Origin of the sequence: Cystobacter fuscus, assembly GCF_044360685.1 — a bacterium.
Classification (GTDB): Bacteria; Myxococcota; Myxococcia; order Myxococcales; family Myxococcaceae; genus Cystobacter; species Cystobacter fuscus_C.
Map to the genome: position 1 here is coordinate 6,928,091 of NZ_CP043491.1, position 17,879 is coordinate 6,945,969.

General features: G+C 69.1%; 7 protein-coding genes. 2 read left to right on the forward strand and 5 right to left on the reverse strand.

The features are described from left to right. Positions 1-157 precede the first annotated feature (157 nt). Both F0U63_RS28340 and F0U63_RS28345 read left to right on the forward strand, forming a co-directional pair. Complete coding sequence (locus F0U63_RS28340) at positions 158-1,225, forward strand: hypothetical protein (RefSeq protein ID WP_395834371.1); 1,068 nt, start codon at positions 158-160, stop codon at positions 1,223-1,225. Positions 1,226-1,526: 301 nt separating this feature from the next. After that, positions 1,527-2,060, forward strand: coding sequence for a hypothetical protein (locus F0U63_RS28345; RefSeq protein WP_395834373.1), 534 nt, complete (start codon positions 1,527-1,529; stop codon positions 2,058-2,060). 32 nt (positions 2,061-2,092) lie between these two features. On the opposite strand, the gene F0U63_RS28350 is transcribed toward F0U63_RS28345, so the two are convergent. The 5 genes from F0U63_RS28350 to F0U63_RS28370 are packed head-to-tail and all read right to left on the reverse strand — an operon-like array spanning position 2,093 to position 17,858. Continuing rightward, complete coding sequence (locus F0U63_RS28350; protein ID WP_395834375.1) at positions 2,093-2,827, reverse strand: thioesterase II family protein; 735 nt, start codon at positions 2,825-2,827, stop codon at positions 2,093-2,095. Continuing rightward, on the reverse strand, positions 2,824-5,817 hold the full coding sequence (locus F0U63_RS28355; RefSeq protein ID WP_395834377.1) for a type I polyketide synthase: 2,994 nt from the start codon (positions 5,815-5,817) through the stop codon (positions 2,824-2,826). Before F0U63_RS28355 ends, F0U63_RS28350 begins: the two co-directional genes overlap by 4 nt. Further along, positions 5,814-7,397, reverse strand: a complete 1,584-nt coding sequence (locus F0U63_RS28360; RefSeq protein WP_395834379.1) for an amino acid adenylation domain-containing protein — start codon at positions 7,395-7,397, stop codon at positions 5,814-5,816. Before F0U63_RS28360 ends, F0U63_RS28355 begins: the two co-directional genes overlap by 4 nt. A 2-nt stretch (positions 7,398-7,399) precedes the next feature. Beyond that, on the reverse strand, positions 7,400-8,635 hold the full coding sequence (locus tag F0U63_RS28365; protein ID WP_395834381.1) for an MFS transporter: 1,236 nt from the start codon (positions 8,633-8,635) through the stop codon (positions 7,400-7,402). A 1-nt stretch (position 8,636) separates the two neighbouring features. After that, positions 8,637-17,858, reverse strand: coding sequence for an amino acid adenylation domain-containing protein (locus F0U63_RS28370; protein ID WP_395834384.1), 9,222 nt, complete (start codon positions 17,856-17,858; stop codon positions 8,637-8,639). Positions 17,859-17,879 lie beyond the last annotated feature (21 nt).

Consider the following 17,879-nt stretch of genomic DNA (forward strand, 5'->3'; position numbering starts at 1 on the left):
ATCACGTCGTAGCGGCTGGCCGTGGCATTCGCGGCCACGTCGCACGTCTCCCTCACTTGCCAAGCCCAAAGCTCGCATGGGAGCATTACACGAACCTACAACTCCTGAATCGCGTCAGGAATCTGCACTACGCACACCGGGGAGGAACATGGCGGAGATGATTGACATCGCAGCACAAGAGATGAACGGCATGAGATTCAAAGCCCTGAGTTCTCTGGATGGCGGTCTCATCAAGGCCAACACCTTCGTGGTGGTGACAAACTGGAACGGGACTTCGCCCGATGCGACTGTCAAGCTCAAGAATGTACCCAAGGCCGAGCTTGAACCTGAGTACTCCGCAGTCAATGGCCTTCGCCGCTATGATGTTGGGCTACAAGAACAGCGGCAGAAAATCAAAACCAATCAGACACAACTGCTCGGGCATCAGCAGAAGATCGACGCACACATCAAGAAAAAGAGCGAGTACGATAAATTCAACAACACCAAAGGCTGGCAAGCGCAGCAGGAAGTCCTCGAGAAAGAACTCGCCCGGCAGAGAAATCAAATCGCTGGCCGACAGCAAGTACTTAGCCGGATGCTGGTCCGACAGACCATGTACAATCGATTTGACAAGACCATTGCCAAATGGGTTGACCACTATAGCAAGAAACTCTCCCCCTCCAATTCACTTGACCCAAATATCATCAAGTCGATGGCTTTCGAGGAGAGCCGCATGGGGACATCTGGCGAACATCTTTCACTGCCGCCCTATGACTGGTCAACGAGCGAACATCATTTCTTGAAGGCACGATTCAACATCATTCAAGCAATCGATTCCGCCGAAGAACAACAACTCCTGATGATGGAAGAAATGGCACACAAGGAGATATTCATTCCCCATGGATTGGACAAACTGAAGCAGGAGCACAAGAGTGCGGGGCTCAAGCGAGCTGAGTTCTATTCCTGGCAGGGCCGTAAGTTCGTGGCCGCCATGGAGAAGTTCTTCAAGTTTCGCGACAAGAAAGGGCTCAACCTCATGGGTCACTCGCGGGATCTGCACGAGGATTACGACTTCTGGCTGCGCACAGCCATTCGTTGGTTGTTCGTCAAATACGAAGGAGTGGAGCGAGATTGGAAGGAGGCAGTGCGCGCCTACAATGGAAGCGGGCCCAGAGCACAGGGCTACCGGAACAGGGTCATGGCCCGTGCCGGTTCGAAGACGCCGCTCGATGTGGGCAATGACTGAGAGGCAAAGCGCCATGAAACAGTGGAACGTTCACAGGGGGAAGGAGGCCCTGATGCGGCGGCTTTTCATGGCGCTGCTCGTGGGAGGTGTCCTGGCACACACGGGCTGCCGCTGCGGTGCCGCCCCCCAGGACTCGGGTGCTGTGGTAGGCGACGGAGGCCTCCTGCCCGACTCTGGGGCGAGCAACGCCTCCACGGAGGCTCGTGAAGACAGAAGGCGCACCCGTCTGGTGCGTCTAAGCGAGATCATTCCCACGCCTCCTTCCGCCGTACCTACGACGGCCATGCTTCGCGCCCGCTCCATGCCTTCTTCTGGCCAGCGCGAGCAGGTGGGAGACATCATCGTCACGACGCAATGCGGGCCCCACTACTGCACTGACGGACTTCGGGACTCGCGAAGCGGGTTGGAGCTACTGCCAACGGCACTCACCGTGGAGGAGAGTGAACTCGTCGCGGCATCCGCCGAGTTCGAGCGTGCAGTGCGAATTGCCCACCTCGAAGAGTCCTACCTGTCAGCCTACAAAGGCTTTACGGAATTCTCAGGTGGTGCTCACGCCAATAACGAACTGACCTGTGGAACCTGGGATCGCCGCACTGGCCGCGAGGTAGGGCTGTCCGAAGTATTGCCGCCAGCGGAAGCAAGCGCGCTCAAACAGAGGGCGACCGTGGCGCTCCAGGAGTTCCTCGAGGAGACCGGCCGCCCACGCTATACGCTCGATGAATTGAGCTTCCTATATGACAGCGCGAGCAGGCGCGTCACATTCTGTGCTCTGGCGCCCATGGTCGTGGCGGGCACCATCATCGAGGTTTCAGTCGAGCGGGAAGGTGGACCCTAGCCTCCGAGCCTCCACCGCTCGAGGTGTTCGCCCTACACACCCAGAACGGCACCCAGTACCTCGATGAGCGCCCGCGGATTCTCCCGGAAGTAGAAGTGGCCGCCAGCGAAGCGATGGAGCCGGAAGTCCGAGGTGGTGTGGTCACGCCAGAGTTCGAGCTGTTCCAGCGACACGGCGTCCTGCTCGGCGCCAAACACCTCCAGCGGTACCGTCAGAGGCGTCCCCGGCTTGTAGCGATACGTCTCCAGTATCGTGAAGTCCGCCCGGAAGGCCGGTAGCAGCAGGGCGAGCAGCTCGGGGTCCGCCATGACGTGTGGAGGGATTGCTCCGTAGCGTTCGCCGATGGCCCTGGCCAGGCTCGCGTCTGGCAAGGCGTGCAGGTTGGAGGCCGTCCGAGGCAGGTGCGGGGCGGCGTACGCGGACACGATGAGCCGCTCGGGGAGCGGCCGGTCCTGGACGGCCAGTTCGCGGGCCACCTCGAATGCCACGAGTGCACCCAGGCTGTGACCGAAGAGAACGAAGGGCGGGGTCAGGTCGGTTTCAGCGAGGAACCGGTCAACGAGCTCCTGCATGCTGGCCGGTGGCGTCTCCGCGACGCGCTCCCCACGCCCCGGCAGACAGACTCCGTAGAGCTGAACGCCGGGCAGTTCGCGACCCCACCGGACATACTCGCCAGGCAGGCCTCCCGAATGCGGGAAACAGTACAGGCGAACCGGGGGATCTCCAGGGAGGGTCTTACCCACCAGCCATGGGCTCTTGTCGCTCATGGGTTGATCCTTTCGACGGAGGAGGCGGCGCCGTCCCGGCGTTCCGAGATCACCGCGGCGAGCGTCGCGGCGTTGCGGCTGCGCAGGATGTCGGCGGCCGTTACCGCGACCGCGAACTCCGTCCGCGCCCAGGAGGCAACCTTGGTCGCGATCAGCGAGTCGCCACCGAGATCAAAAAAGCTGTCCTGCGCCTCGATGTCCGGCACCCCCAGCGCCTTGCCGAACGCCATGAGGATCGCGGCCAGCACCGGTGCATGGGGCTGGTTGTCGCGGCGCGTTCCCGCATCGGGTGTCCCTTGGGCCCTCGCACCGATCCAGGAGGCAGGAGTGCTGCCCGTGGCGGTGGGGCGGGCATGTTCGGGTGGAGGCACCAGGTAGTGACGCCGCTCGAACGGGTACGTGGGCAGCGGGGTTCGCCGGCGACGCTCGCCCGCATGCAGAGCGGTGAGGTCGACGCTGGCGCCACCCGCCCAGAGCTTGCCCATGGCGGTGAGGGCAGTGCCCAGGTCAGAGACGGCATCGACGGGGTGCGGCAACACGTTCACGACGACGTGCCGGTCCTCGAAATCCGGATGCTGCCGGGTGAGTGTCTGCAGCGTACGTCCGGGCCCGACGTCGACCAGGACCCGGTTCTCCGCCGCCAACAGGGTAGACAGCGCCTCGCCGAACCGGATCGGCTGACGCAGGTGCGCCACCCAGTAATCCACCGTGCGCAGCATGTCGGGGTCCGCCCAGGTTCCCGTGGTGTCGGAGAGCATCGGCAACTCGGGTCGGTTCAGGCGCAGGCCGGCGACGACCTCCGCGAACCGGTCGAGGATCGGCTCGACGAGCGAGGAGTGCCCGGCGGTCGCGATCCGCAGGACGCGGGCCTCGATCGCTCGCTCCGTCAGCTCCCGCACGAATCGGGTCACCTGTTCAACGGGGCCAGTGACCGTGCACTGCCGGGGTCCATTGACCGCGCCCACGGACAGTCCTCCGGGCAGCAGTGGCGTGAGCTCGGCCTCGGACAGCCGTACGGCGGCCATACCGCCAGCGGGGACCAGACCGAGCAACCGTCCCCGCTCGACCACCAGCTTGACGGCGTCGGCCGGGGAAAACACGCCAGCCACGCAGGCGGCCGCGTAGGCCCCCAGACTGTGCCCGACCACGGCACCCGGCCGCAGCCGCCAGGACATCAGGAGCTGGGCCATCGCGTACTGGACGGCGAAGACCGCGGGTTGGCTGACGGCGATGGTGTCCAGCCGTTGTCCGGCGAGGTCGCGCTGGCGCTCGCCTTCGGGGAACAGCACGTCGCGCAGGTCCAGCCCCAGTGACGGGCCCGCCAGCTCGGCGATCTGGTCCAGGCCACGGCGAAACTCCGGTTCCTGACGGTAGAGCGCGGCGGCCATGCCAACGTGTTGGCCCCCCTGCCCCGGGAACATGAACACCGGCGCGGGACCGACCGCCTTCGCGATGTTGCCTTCGAGGCTGCCCCCGCGGAGCGCGGCGACCGCCTCACTCGCGTCGGTGCAGACCACGAACCGGCGATGCGGGTACGCCGTGCGACCGGTCTGGAGGGTCCACGCCACGTCGGCGAGGTTGACGTCCGGATGGGCCAGCAGGTGGTCGGCGAGCTGACGCGCCGCCGTCTCGACGCCGCTGGGGGTGCGCGCCGACAGCACGAGAAGCTGATGCGACCGCCCCTCCGAGACCTCGGGAGCAGTGGGGGCCTGCGCCACCACGGCGTGCGCATTGGTACCGCCCACCCCGAGCGCGTTGACGCCAGCGATCCGAGGGAGGCCCGGGGTGCCCCACTCGCGCAGCCGGGTGTTGACCTCGAACGGCGACGAGGCGAAGTCGATCGCCGGATTGGGCCGCTCGAAGTGCAAGCTCGGGGGCAGCACGCCGTGCTCGACGGCGAGCACGGTCTTGATCAGCCCCACGACGCCGGCCGCGGCATCGGCGTGGCCGATATTCGTCTTGACCGAGCCGATCCAGCAGCGGTCGCGCGAGCCGCTCCCCGCACCGAACGCCTTGGTCAACGCCGCGACCTCGATCGGGTCGCCCAGCGCGGTGGCGGTACCGTGCGCCTCCACGTAGCCGATCTCGTCGGAGTGGACCCCGGCCACGTCGTGCGCGGCTCGGACGACCTCGACCTGCCCTGAAACACTGGGCGCGGTGAACCCGATCTTTCCTCGGCCGTCGTTGTTGATGGCCGAACCACGAATCACCGCGTGAATGTGGTCGCCGCTGGCGAGCGCGTCGGCCAGCGGACGGAGCACCACCAACCCCACGGCGCTGGCACTGACCGTCCCGGCACTGGCCGCGTCGAAGGTCCGGCAGTGTCCGTCGGGGGCCACGATGCCGCCGGGCGTGTACCGCATCCGCGGCAGGCTCGCGATCACGCTCGCCCCACCCGCGATCGCCATGTCGCAGTCGCCGGCGAGTAGCGCCTGAATGGCGACATGCACGGCCACCAGCGAAGTCGAGCAGGCCGTCTGCACCGTCACGGCCGGACCGGTCAGCCCGAGCTGGTAGGCGATCCGGCTGCTCAGGAAGTCCACGGCCGTGGATTGCCGGAGCTGCCACTCGTCGACGAAGGGCAGCTGGTCGAGCCGGGCCCGGACGTGCTCGGCGTAGTGGGTGCCGGAGCCGCCGACGAAGACCCCGGTCACCGGCCGGCCGGAGCCGCCGTACCCGGCGCTCTCCAGCGCCTCGTGCGCACACTCCAGCACCAGGCGGTGCTGCGGATCGAGGATCAGCGCATCGTTCGGCGAGTAGCCAAAGAACTCCGCGTCGAACTCGGCCGCCCCCGCGAGCACGCCATACGCCGGGACGTACTCCGGGTGCGCCGGGTCGCGTTGATCGCCGAGCACCGAAATGGATTCGATGCCCTGGCACAGGTTCCGCCAGAACTGCGTCACGCTGGCGGCTCCGGGAAATCGTCCCGCCATGCCGGTGACGGCGATGTATCGGCTCTGGTCATTGTCCTCGTAAGCGATGTCGGTCATGTCGTGCTTCCCTGGAGCGCCGATGAGGAGGACGCTGCGATGTGGATTGCTGCCATGTGGTCGAGTGCGCGCCTGTCGAGCTTGCCGTTGGACAGACAGGGAAGCTGGTCCATGGCGCAGAATGCCGCGGGCACCGCGGCGTGCGGCAACATGCCGCGCATGTGGCGCCGCAGCGCCATCGGTTGCAACTCGCCGGGTGCCGAGACGACGAAGCCGACGAGTGCGATCGGGGTGCCGGCCTGACGAACCACGCCGATCGCGCTGCTCCGGCCGCCAGAAGCCGCGCTCAGGGCGTGTTCGACCTCCATGAGCTCGAGCCGGACACCCGCGAGCTTGAGCTGCCCGTCCTGGCGGCCGTGATAATGCACGAGGCCCCGCTCATCCAGCCGGGCGAAATCTCCGGTGCGGTAGAGCCGGTGCGCTCCCCGCGAGGTGGCCGGCTCGGCCGTATAACCGAGAGCCACTCCGGGGCCGCCGAGCCACAGCTCGCCGAGCTCATGGGTCGCGGCCGGTCCGTTGTCGGTTCGCAGGTAGACCTCGGTGCCGGGGATGGGCCGGCCGATGGGCACTGAGGTGGCGTCACCATCGCTCGGCTGGCACTGGTGGACGAGGGCCCAGACCGTGCACTCGGTGGGGCCATATTCGTTGTACAACGCGACATCGGGCAGCAGGTCGAAGTGGCGCCGTACCAGCTCCGGTGGGCAGGCTTCGCCAGCGACGATCACCGCCCGCAGCGAGGACAGGCTGTCGTCTTCGTCGCTCTCCAGCAGGATGCGGTAGAGCGACGGGATGAGCAGGACATGCGAGGCGGCGTACTGCTGGCACGCGTCGCGGATCGCGACGGTGTCGACCACGGCGGGGCTGGGGATGACGAGGTGCGCCCCGGTGGCGAGCGCCCAGTAGATGCCGGCGACCGAGCTGTCGAAGGAGATCGACGAGCAGAGCAGGAACACCGACGGGGCCGAGGGGTAGTACGCCAGCCGGGCCTGGGTCGAGTACGCCAGGGAGTGCCTGGACACCACCACGCCCTTGGGCACCCCGCTCGACCCGCTGGTGAACAGGGTGTACGCGGCCAGGTGGGGCTCGTGGCGCGGCGGCGAAGCCGGTGTCGTCCCATCGAGGTGCGTCGGGATCCGAAGCACGGTCTGGAAGGTGCAGCCGGGGGGGAGCTCGGTACGCGACCGCGGCTCGACGACGGCAACGACCGCGCCGCTCTCTCGGATCATCGCCGTGCGCCGTTCGACCGGGAAGGAAGCGTCCACGGGCACGTACTGCGCGCCCGTGCGGAGCACGCCGAGCATCGCCACCACCGCCCATCGCGACAGCGAGCAGTGGATGACCACGGGCGTCCCCGGCCGGACTCCAGCGGCGTACAGCTCGAGCGCGAGCGCGGAGGCCGCCTGGTCGAGCTCGGTGTAGGAGTGGGTGCCGTCGCGGTCGGTGAGGGCCGGTCGCGAGCCCCCGGTGAGGATGCCGGCCGCGATCATGTCGGCGAGGTCCGGGACCCCGCTCAGGGGGGCACCCACGGACTGGGGCGTCCAGCCGGGGCGAAGTGCATCGAAGGGGGATGGAAGTGCCATGGTCAGCCTTTCTGGGTTTCCTGGGCCGGGGCCCTGGCGCCGAACACGAACAGCGCCGCGGCCATGACTTGGAGGACGGCCAGGGCATGGAAGATGGCCGGCAGCCCAGCACTCTGCGCCGCCGTGCCCGCGAGGGCCCAGCCCAACGCCCCCGCCGCGAGCGCGAGCGCGGTGGCGACAGTCAGGCTCTCGGTGCGTTTCGCTGGCGGGATGCGCAGGGCGCGCACCGCCGCGATCGGAGCGCTGGAGACTCCGTTCAGCAAGCCGGCCAGCAACAAGCAACCCGCCAGGGCCTCGATGCTCAACGGCAAGAGCAGCATGACGAAGGCCAGGCCCAGCGCCACCCGGCCCGCCACCGCCAGGGTCAGCGCGGGTACTCGCCGCAGCAGGAGCCCCACCAGCAGCGTCCCGGTGACGGCTCCGCCGCCGAACATCGCCAGCAACACACCCGCCACCATCGGAGAGCCGTGCTGCTGGGTGAGGGCGATGACGGGCAGCAGGGCGAACAGGGCCTGCCAGACCATTTCACCGATCACGAGCCCGAGTGACCAGCTCCCGACCAGCCGGTCCGACAGCAGCATGCGCGCTCCCGCGCCCACGGATTGGCGACCGGCCTTGACCGGCTCCATGCCCGGCTCCGTCCGGGGCAGATACAGCCGCAGCAGCACCGCCGACGCCACGAAGGACGCCGCGTCCAGCATCAGCACCACGGGGGCGCCCAGCGCGGTGATCAGCACGCCGGACAGCAGCGGGCCGATCAGCACGCTGAGCCGTGTGGCGGTCTGCAGCGTCGCGGTCGCCCTGCTCAGCAGGGCCTCGTCCTCTCCCACCACGAGCGGCAGGATGGACTGCTGGCTGGCCAGGTAGGGCGCGTAGAACGCACCGACCGCGAACATCACGACGATGAACACGCCGATGTTCAACCAGCCCAGGTAGTAGAGCAGCGGCAGGAGGGCGACGAGTGGCCCTCGGACGGTGTCGCCGACGAGCATCACCCGCCGCGGGCCCATGCGGCCCACGAGCGACGCACCGAACACGCCGAACACGGCGATGGCCGCCAGCTGCGCCGCCATGACCAGGCCCATGTCGCGCGACGAGCCCGTGAGCTGAAGCACCAGCCACGGCATCCCCACGGCGCTGAGCTGGGTCCCCAGCATCGACATGAACTCGGCGGTGAGCAGAACCCGCAGGGTGCGCTGGCGCTTGAGCCGAAGCGAACTGTCTTCCAGGCTGCTCATGTCAGGCTCCATCCGTAGTGCCTCGGCCGCGGCGAACGGGCCGGGCCGCACGGCGTGGCCGGACCGGTGCCAGCTGCTCACCGTTCTCCAAGGCCGTGGCGAGCGCCGCCACGGTGGGGTGTTCGAACAGGTCGACGATGGGGATGTCGCGGCCCAGCTCCGCGACCAGCCGGCCATGCAGCCGGGCCAGGCTCAGCGAGTTGCCGCCGAGGTCGAAGAAGTTGTCGTGCGCACCGACTTCCTGGGTGCCCAGCACCTCCGACCACACCGCGGCGATGCGGCGCTCGAGCTCGCTGCCAGGGGCGATGAATCCGCTCCCGCCAACGAGGTCCGCTCGGGCCGGACGGGGCAGACGGGCCACGTCGACCTTGCCGCTGGTGTTCAGGGGCAGCTCCGTGAGCCACACCACGGCCTCGGGGACCATGTAGGCCGGCAAGCTGGACCGCAGTCGCGCCAGCAACCGCGCGGTGTCGGTGCGGTCTGCCTGGCTGGGAATCACGTAGGCCACCAGCGCGGGGGTCTGTCGCGGATCACCATGGACAACCGCCTGGGCCACCTCCGGCTGGCGGAGCAGCACCTGCTCGATCTCGCCGGGCTCGATCCGGTACCCGCGCAGCTTGAGCTGCCGGTCGGCCCGGCCCAGGTACTCGACGGTGCCATCGGTGAGCCAGCGGCCAAGATCGCCGGTCCGGTAGATCCGGATCGACTCGCCATCGAGCTCCACCGAGCGGAACCGGTCAGCGGTCAGATCTGGCCGCCGGAGAATGCCGGCCGCCAGACCGCCGCCAGCCAGGCAGATCTCACCGGGGACGCCCACGAGACACCGGCGCCCCTGTGGGTCGAGCACGAGCAGGCGGACCCCAGCGATGGGCCGGCCGATCCGGTTGATGGGAGGCCGCGGCTCCGCCTCGAGGTCGTGGACCGTGGCGACCACCGTGTTCTCGGTGGGGCCATAGGCGTTGCATACCCCGTAGCGCAGCCCGGGTGGCGGCCACTCCGAGAGCGCGGCACCGCCGATGAACATCCAGCGCAGCCCCTTCGGGCCATTCCCAGCCCGCCAGACGGCCTCCGCGAGCGGCGTGCTCAGGAAGGCGATGTCGATGCGGTGCTGGTCCAGCCAGGCTCCGACCGTCGATGCGACGACCGGCGCCTCGTGCGGCACCAGGCAGGCACCAATCGCCAGCGTGTACCAGACCTCCCATTGGGAGGCGTCGAACCCGACGCTCAACAGATGCGAGCAGCGGTCGCGGCCGCTGATCGCGTAGCGGCGCGCGGTCCACTGGATCAGCTGGGCCAGCCCCCCGTGCGTGACGACCACGCCCTTCGGCTCGCCCGTGGTGCCGGAGGTGTAGATCACGTACGCGGTGGATCCGGCGCTCCAGTCCGGGTCGTCCGCCTCGGTGCTCCCGCCGGTCGCGTCGGTCTCGTCCACGCGGATGGCCGGCACGGAGCCCGACCGCGCCGCGCCTGCCTCGTCGGTGAGCAACACGGGCGCGTCGAGGTCGCCGAGCACGAACCTCACCCGGCTGTCTGGCCACGCCGGGTCGATCGGGCAGAAGGCCGCGCCAGCCAGCCAGGTTCCCAGCATCGCCACCGTGAAGTCCTCGCCGCGCGGCAGCAGCAGCGCGACCACCGGGTCCGCGCCGCGCAACCTCGGCCGGATCCGGGCCGCCAGCGCCCGTGCACGCCCGACGAGTCCCTGGTAGTCCAGCGTTCCACGCAGCGACTCGACGGCCGGTGCCGAGGCCCGGTCGCGGCCGTGCCGCAACACCAGCGCGGGGACCGGCGTCATCGGCTCGGGCTCGGGTCCGCGCTCCCACCGGCGCAGCTGCGCGAGCTCGTCCTCGGCGACATCGAGCGCCGCCACCGGCTGGTCCAGGTGGTCCGGCATCAGCTCCAGCAGCCGGCCCAGCATGGTGGCGAAGCGCTCCACGTCATCGGGGCGATAGCGCGCCCCATGGTACGCAACGGCGCCGGACAGCTTCGTACCGTCCAGGGCGAAGCTCACGGTGAGGCCGAGCTTGCCGGCGTAGCCAGCACCCGCGTGGCTGATGTCGGCGGCCTGCAACGGGCGCCCGGCCAGCGAGGCGGGTTGTGCCGGCGCGGCGCTGAAGGTCAGCGACACGTCCGCGTACGGAGTCCGACCGGGTCGACGGCGCGGGTTGAGCCGCTCCACCACCTCCTCGAATGGTGCCTCCGCGTGCTCGAAAGCCTCCAGCACCTCCGCGCGCATGCCGTGCAAGACGTCCAGGAACGTCGCGTCGCGGGCGAGCTGGGAGCGCAGTACCACCGTGTTCAGGCACGGCCCCAGCAGCTCGGCGAAGTCCGTGTTGTCACGGTTCGCGATCGGGTTGCTGATCACCACGTCGGCATGGCCGGTCCAGCGGTGGAGCAGAGCGACCAGGCCCGTCGCCGCGACGATGAACGGGGTGACGCCGTACCGGGCCTGCAGCGGTCGCAGCCGCTCCAGCAGGTTGGCGCGCAGCGGGATCGTCACGAAGCCGTGGGGCCCAGGCTCCACCGGGGCGCTGAACTCCACGTAGGCCGGGGCACCCGCCAGCTTGTTCTCCCAGTAGGCCAGATCGTTGCGGCGCTGCACGCTGTCGCGCAGCGCGAGCTGCGCGGCGACGAAGTGCCGGTACTGCACCCGGTCATCGGTGGCGCTCGTCGTGATGCCCTTGGAAGAGCGGCCGCGTGGCGGTTGGGTGAACTCGCCGAGCAGCCGGGCAATGTTGCCGGCCAGTGCCTCGGCGTCCGCGGCCGACACCCGCTGCCCCTGATACGACAGCATGGCGGTGAGCTCGCCGTCCTGCTCGGCGACCGTCAGGGTCAAACCGAACTTCGCCTCGTGAGACCACAGCGAGTCGAAGAACAGCGGGGTCAGCTCGGCCCCGCCCAGCGAGGCCCGCCGGGCGCTGCGCAGGTTCATGTTGAGCGTCACGTCGATGAAGGGCGTGTGCCCCACGCCGCGGGCCGGGGAGAGCCGGTTCACGACCTCCTCGAACGGCGCCCCGGCGTGTTCGAGCGCACCGAGCATCTCGGCGCGCATCGCGTTCAGCGCGTCACCGAGGGTCGCGTCGGCGGCCAGATCCGAGCGGAGCACGAGCGTGTTCAGGCAGGGTCCGAGCAGCCCAGCGAAGCTGGCGGGATCCCGGGTCGAGACCGGCACCCCCAGGGTGACGGTGCGCTGTCCCGTCCACCGGTGCAGCGCGACGGCCAGCGCGGCGCCGAACGCCATGAACCACGTGACTCCGTGCTGGGTCTGCAGCGGCTTCAGCCGTTCGGGCAGATCCGCCGGGAGCGGCACGCGAACAGCGCCGTTGGGACCCGCCGGAACCGGCGTGGGGAACGCCAGGCTCGCCGGTGCACCGGCCAGTTTGCGCTGCCAATAGTCCAGCTCGGCCTTGCGCCGTGCCGTGTCCTGGAGGGCTTCCTGCGCGGCCACGAAGTCCCGGTACTGCACGGCTGGCGGCGCCGCGGTTTCACCGGCCACGGCCGCACGGTAGTAACGGTCCAGCTCGGCCAGGAGCACGGGGACGGACTCACCGTCGATGACGAGGTGGTGCAGGCACAAGAGGAGCGCGTGCCCCCGCGCGCCGAGGTCGGCCACGGCCACTCGCAGCAGCCGGCCCGAGGCGAGATCGAATCGCCTGTTGGCGGCCTCGTCGAGCCACCGCGCCAGCCCGGCGTCGGGGTCGCGCGAGGCGCGCAGGTCCAGCATTTCCACCTCGGGCCGCCATCCGCCGTTCACCACCTGCCGGACGGTGTCGTCGTCGGCCACGAACGCCGTCCGCAGCAACTCGTGCCCGGCCACGAGCTGGGTCAGGGCTCGGCCCAGCAGCTCACCCTCGAGCTTGCCAGCTGCCTTCCAGGCCAGGACCACGTTGTTGCGGGTCTGCTCGTCAACGGCCTCGGCGAGCCACAGGCGCCGCTGGAAGGCGGTGGCGGCCAACTCGTCCGCGGCGCGCGCCGAGGACGCTCCGGGCTGCCCGGCGGATTGCCCGCCGATCTTCTGATCGATCAGGTCCGCGAGCTCCTGCAGCCGGGGACGCTCGAACAGCGTCTTCATCGGCAGGTCGACCTTGAACCGCCGGCGGAGCTGGTTGACCAGCCGGACCGCCAGCATGGAGTGACCACCGAGGGCGAAGAAGGAGTCATCGGCGGACACCCCGTCGACACCGAGCAGCTCGGACCAGATGCCCGCCATGGCGACAGCCGTGGGGGTGCGAGGCTCGGGTCCGGCGGCGCTGTCCAGCGCGACGGCACGGGCACGCACGGCGGCGACGTCGAGCTTGCCGTTCGAGGTCAGCACCATCTTGTCGACGACCTGGAACACCGACGGGATCATGTACTCGGGCAGCTTGCGTGCCAGGTGGACACGCAGCTCGGCCAAGGCGACCCCTGCCCGGCCCTGGACGATCGCGACGAGGCGATCCTCCTCGGCGATGACGACGGCTTCGACGACCGCGGGATGCTCGCGCAGACAGGACTCGATCTCGCCGAGCTCGATGCGGTAGCCCCGCAGCTGCACCTGGGAATCAGCGCGGCCAATGAAGTGCAGCGCGCCGTCGGGGGTGTAGCGAGCGAGATCCCCGCTGCGGAACAGGGTGCCGGAGCCGACGGGCGAGGCGACGAAGCGCTGCGCCGTGAGTTCCGGCCGGTTCAGGTAGCCACCGGCGACGCCCGCGCCGCCGACGAAGATCTCTCCCACCGCGCCGACGGGCAACAGCCGGCGGCGGGTGACCGGGTCCAGCAGCAGGAGCGTCGTCGTGGGGATCGGCGTGCCGATGATGCTGGCGTCGGAGTCGACGTCGGCCCGGGTCACCGTGCGGATGCTCGAGTGCACGGTGGTCTCGGTGATGCCGTACATGTTGACCAGCCGCACATGCGGGTAACGCTCCATCCACGGTCCGAGCATGGCCGGACGCAGCGCCTCTCCGCCGAAGATGACGTAGCGCAACCGGCTGAGGCTGCTCGGAGACTGGGGCTTGAACCCGAGCAGCCGCCGGAACGCGCTGGGCGTCTGGTTGAGGACCGTGACGCGCTCGCGCTGCAGCAGCTCCCAGAACTGCTCGGGGTCCTTCGCCTGCTGCTCGGAGACCAGCACCACCCGCCCGCCGTGGCTCAAGCCACCAAACAACTCCCATACCGAGAAGTCGAAGGCGTAGGAGTGGAACATCGTCCAGACGTCGGACGCACCGAAGCTGAACGGCAAGCGGTCGTTGTGCATCAGCCGGACGAGGTTGCGATGCGTGATCACGACGCCCTTGGGCCGGCCCGTCGTCCCGGACGTGTAGATGCAGTACGCCGGCGAATCCAGCGCGACCCGCGGCAGCGCCGCCCCGACGCCATCGGACTGTGTCGGGTGCATGACCTGTCCGGCGAAGCCGTCCAGACCCGGATGCATCACCGCATCGCTGGCCACGATGGCCCACCGGGTGCCCGAGTCCGAGAGGATGAACTGCACGCGATCACGGGGCAGCGCGGGATCGATCGGCAGGTACCCGGCGCCGGCCAGCAGGACGGCCAGAATCGCCTGGACCTGCTCGGGGCCGCGCGGCAGCAGCAGGGCCACCAGGTCGCCACGGCCGACGCCCTTCGCCACCAGCGCCCGCGCCAGTGTCTCGGCCCGGTCCAGCAGCTCGCGGTAGGTCAGCGAGATGTCCCCCGCGGTGATGGCCACCGCCTGGGGCCGGGCGAGTGCCCGCTGCCGGATGAGTTCGTGGACCGCCGTCTCGGGGTACCCGGCATCGGTGGCGTTCCACACCATCAGCTGGGTGCTCCGCTCGTCCTCGGTCAACGGATCGGCATCACCGATCGCCCGCTCGGGCGCGGCGATGAGCTGCTCGAGCAGCGCGCGATAGTGCTCGGTCATCGCCTGCAACTGGTCGTCGTCGAAGTACCGGCCATTGAAGACAAGCCAGCCATCGATCGCGCCGGAGCCCGGCTGCAGGAACAGGTGCAGATCGTACTTGCCGTATCCGCTGGCCGTCTGAACCTCCTGGGCGACGAGGCCGTCGGCGGTACGACTCAGCCCGGGCTCCTCGGAGTACGTGAACAGCACGTCGAACAAGGCCGTACGGCTCATGTCCTTGGACGGATCGACCCGGCGTACCAGCTCGTCGAAGAACGCCTGATCATGCGCTCGGGCGTGGGCCGTCTCGGCGGCCGTCTGCGCGACGAGCGCGGTGAAAGGCATGTCCACGGTCGGGCGCAGCCGCACCGGCAACATGTTGGACAGCGGGCCGACCACATGCCGGGTCGCCGCGCGCCGCCCGGGGTGACTGACGCCGATGACCATGTCCTGCTGGCCGGAATACCAGCCGAGCAGCGCGGCGAAGGCGCCCAGCAGTACGTCCGAGGCGCTGAAGCCAAGCCGCCCCACATTGCCCGCGAGGGCGGCGGGCAACGAGAACGCGATGCGCCGCTCCTCGTAGACGTGGATCGCCTCGCGCGTCCGCCGCTCGGGGAGCCGCAGCGGATCGACGGTGGGTTGCAGCCGCTCCGCACGGGCGTCCAGGTGCCTGGCCTTGACCTCGGCCGAGACCTCATCCAACCAGTTGGCGAAGCTGCTCTGGACGGGGGCCTGACCGGACATGCCAGCCAGGAGTTGCTCGGCGATGAGCCGCAGCGAGGCGCGATCGACCACCGCCTGGTGGCCAACCAGTGCCAGCCAGCCGTCACCGGATTCCCCGGGCAACACGGCGACCCGTAGCAGGGAACCGCTCGTCAGCTCGAACGGGGCCGCCGCCCAGTCGAGCAGTACCTGGGGCACACCGGAGCCCGCCACCCGGGGCTGCGCCGGCAGCCACTGTGGGCTGACCGTCGCCTCGGCCCGCACTCGCTGCACGATCCGGCCATCGACGCTGTCGAGCACGGTGCGCAGGGACTCATGTGCCCGTACGACCGTGTCGAGCGCCTTGGCCAGCACGTCGGGGGCGGCGAGACGGTCGACCCGAAGGAACAGCGGCAGGTTGTGGTACACGGGCGACGTCGGATACACGTGGCCGGCCTCGAACCGGTCGACGAACCACATGCGTTCCTGATGGGCCGAGGCGGCGCGCACGACCGACGGGAGACCGGAGTCGGTTGCCGGCGGAGCAGACACGACCACCGTGCTGCCGGCGGCCGTGGGCCTGTAACAGGCGTTCAGCTCCCGCAGCAGGACCCCCATCGACTCGCCGTCCCACAGCAGGTGGTGCAGACACAAGAAAACCAGCTGATCGGCCCCGGGGAGCTCAACGAGGGCCGCGGTCAGCAGGCGTCCAGACGTCGGATCGAACGCATGGTTCGAGGCACCCGCCAGCCAGTCGCGCAGCGCCGCCTCCGAGTCCGCGCGATCGCGCAGGTCCACGCTGTCGACGTGGGGTGACCACGGCTCGCCGACGACTTGCCACAACTCGCCGTCGCGCTCTTGGAACGCGGTGCGGAGCAACTCGTGTCGCGCCACCATCCTGGCCAGAGCGTGGGACAACTCCACCGCATCGAGGCCGCCACCGGGAACCCGCCACGCCAGCGGGACGTTGTAGGCGGCACGGCCGGACTCCACCCGCTCGGCGAACCAGATGCGCTGCTGGAAGCTGGACGCTGGGACCTCCACGGCGGAGGCAGCGGGCGGAGAACTCTTCTCTGCGGCCACGTCCGGCTTCGACGCCCGGACCTGCTCCGCGAAGTCGGCCAGGCGCGGGTACTCGAACAACGTCCGGATCGAGACCTCCGTGCCGAAGTGACGCGACACCGCGAGAACCAGACTCTCCGCGAGCAGCGAATGCCCGCCCAGCTCGAAGAACGAGTCCTCGGGGGTGATCCCGCCGACCCCCAATACCTCCTGCCAGACGCCAACCATCGCGGCGACCTCGGCGGGGTACGCGGCCGCGGGGCTGGCACTGATGGCACTGGTGGTGGAAGGAGCTGTCGGGCTCGGCGCGGCCAGCGCGGGCAGCGCGGCGTTCGGGTTCGTACTCAGCTCGCGCAGGATCGCGCGGTAGTCGGCCGCCAGAGTGGCGACCCTGGTCGGTCCCACGGCCCCGGCCGGATCCTTCCACAGCACATGCGTTCCCGAGCTGTCCTCGCGGACCATGACGGCGAGGGTGAACCCCGCGCTGCTTTCCATGTCCAGCAGGCTCAAGGTGGCAACCGCCTCGGGAGCGCACAGCCGCAGTGCCCGCACATCGACGTCATCACGCAATCCCGCGTTCCAGTACTGGAATACGGTCTGGTGGGTCCGGGCACGGGCGGCCGGGCCGGTCAGCCCAGCGGCTCGCATGATGGCCGGCAGCGGCAGCTCGCCGTGCCGCATCGCATCCTTGACCCGGCCGCGCAGGCGGTGCACCAGATCGGCATAGCTGTCCGAAGCGCGCACCTCACCGCGGATCGGCAAGGCGTTCACGAAGTAGCCAATCCGGTCGCGCAGCGCTTCGGTGGTCCGCCCGTGGAATGGCAGGAACGCGAGCACGTCCTCGGCGCCGGTGTGTTGGCGCAGCAGCGCGAAATAGCCGGCCATCAGGACGGTGACATAGGAAACGCCCAGGTCCTCGGCGCGGCCGCGCAAGTCGGCGACGAGCCGTGGCTCGAGCGTTTCACTCCGCACGGTGTACTGCGGTGTGTCGACGGTGGCGGGCAGGGAGAACTCCGGGGTCGGCGCGCCCAGGACCCGGCGCCAGTACTCCCGGGACGCATCCCCGGCGGTGGTATCGGCCAGCTCCCGCGAGCGGCGAGCGTACGCCGTCAACGCCTCGGTGGGGTCGGCTGGAGACAGCGACTCGCCCGCGTAGGCCCGGCGCAAGGCATCGAGCAGGATCAGGATCGAGGCCCCGTCATACACAATGTGGTGTATCGCGAGCAGCAGGACCGTCTCGTCCGGCCCATGCAACACATCGACCCGGGCCAACGGTCCTCGACGAAGGTCGAAAGGGAGCTGCCAGGTCCGGCGGATGGCCGCGTCGCGGTCGCCCACGAAGGTCGACTCCCGCACCTCGATGGGCGGCGCGTCGGACCAATCCAACACGAGCCCGTCGGAGCCCGACGAGATCCGTGCCCGAAGCTGCGGGTAGGTCTCTCCCAGTGCCGCGATGGCCGCGCGCAGCCGCGTCATATCGAGCGTGCCGCGCACCAGGAATGGAGTCGGGATGATGTGCGACCATTGGCCGGGATCCAGCTTCCAGCCAATCCACATGGCCTCTTGTCCGACGGAGAGAGGAATCTGTTGTGGTGCGGTGTTCATGGGTTGTTCTTTCTTGACCGG

What these genes read in the sequence shown, in the direction of transcription:
- F0U63_RS28350 (WP_395834375.1), bottom strand. Translation starts at nt 2,827, where the DNA reads ATGAGCGACAAGAGCCCATGGCTGGTGGGTAAGACCCTCCCTGGAGAT.
- F0U63_RS28340 (WP_395834371.1), top strand. Translation starts at nt 158, where the DNA reads ATGATTGACATCGCAGCACAAGAGATGAACGGCATGAGATTCAAAGCC.
- F0U63_RS28360 (WP_395834379.1), bottom strand. Translation starts at nt 7,397, where the DNA reads ATGGCACTTCCATCCCCCTTCGATGCACTTCGCCCCGGCTGGACGCCC.
- F0U63_RS28355 (WP_395834377.1), bottom strand. Translation starts at nt 5,817, where the DNA reads ATGACCGACATCGCTTACGAGGACAATGACCAGAGCCGATACATCGCC.
- F0U63_RS28345 (WP_395834373.1), top strand. Translation starts at nt 1,527, where the DNA reads ATGCCTTCTTCTGGCCAGCGCGAGCAGGTGGGAGACATCATCGTCACG.
- F0U63_RS28370 (WP_395834384.1), bottom strand. Translation starts at nt 17,858, where the DNA reads ATGAACACCGCACCACAACAGATTCCTCTCTCCGTCGGACAAGAGGCC.
- F0U63_RS28365 (WP_395834381.1), bottom strand. Translation starts at nt 8,635, where the DNA reads ATGAGCAGCCTGGAAGACAGTTCGCTTCGGCTCAAGCGCCAGCGCACC.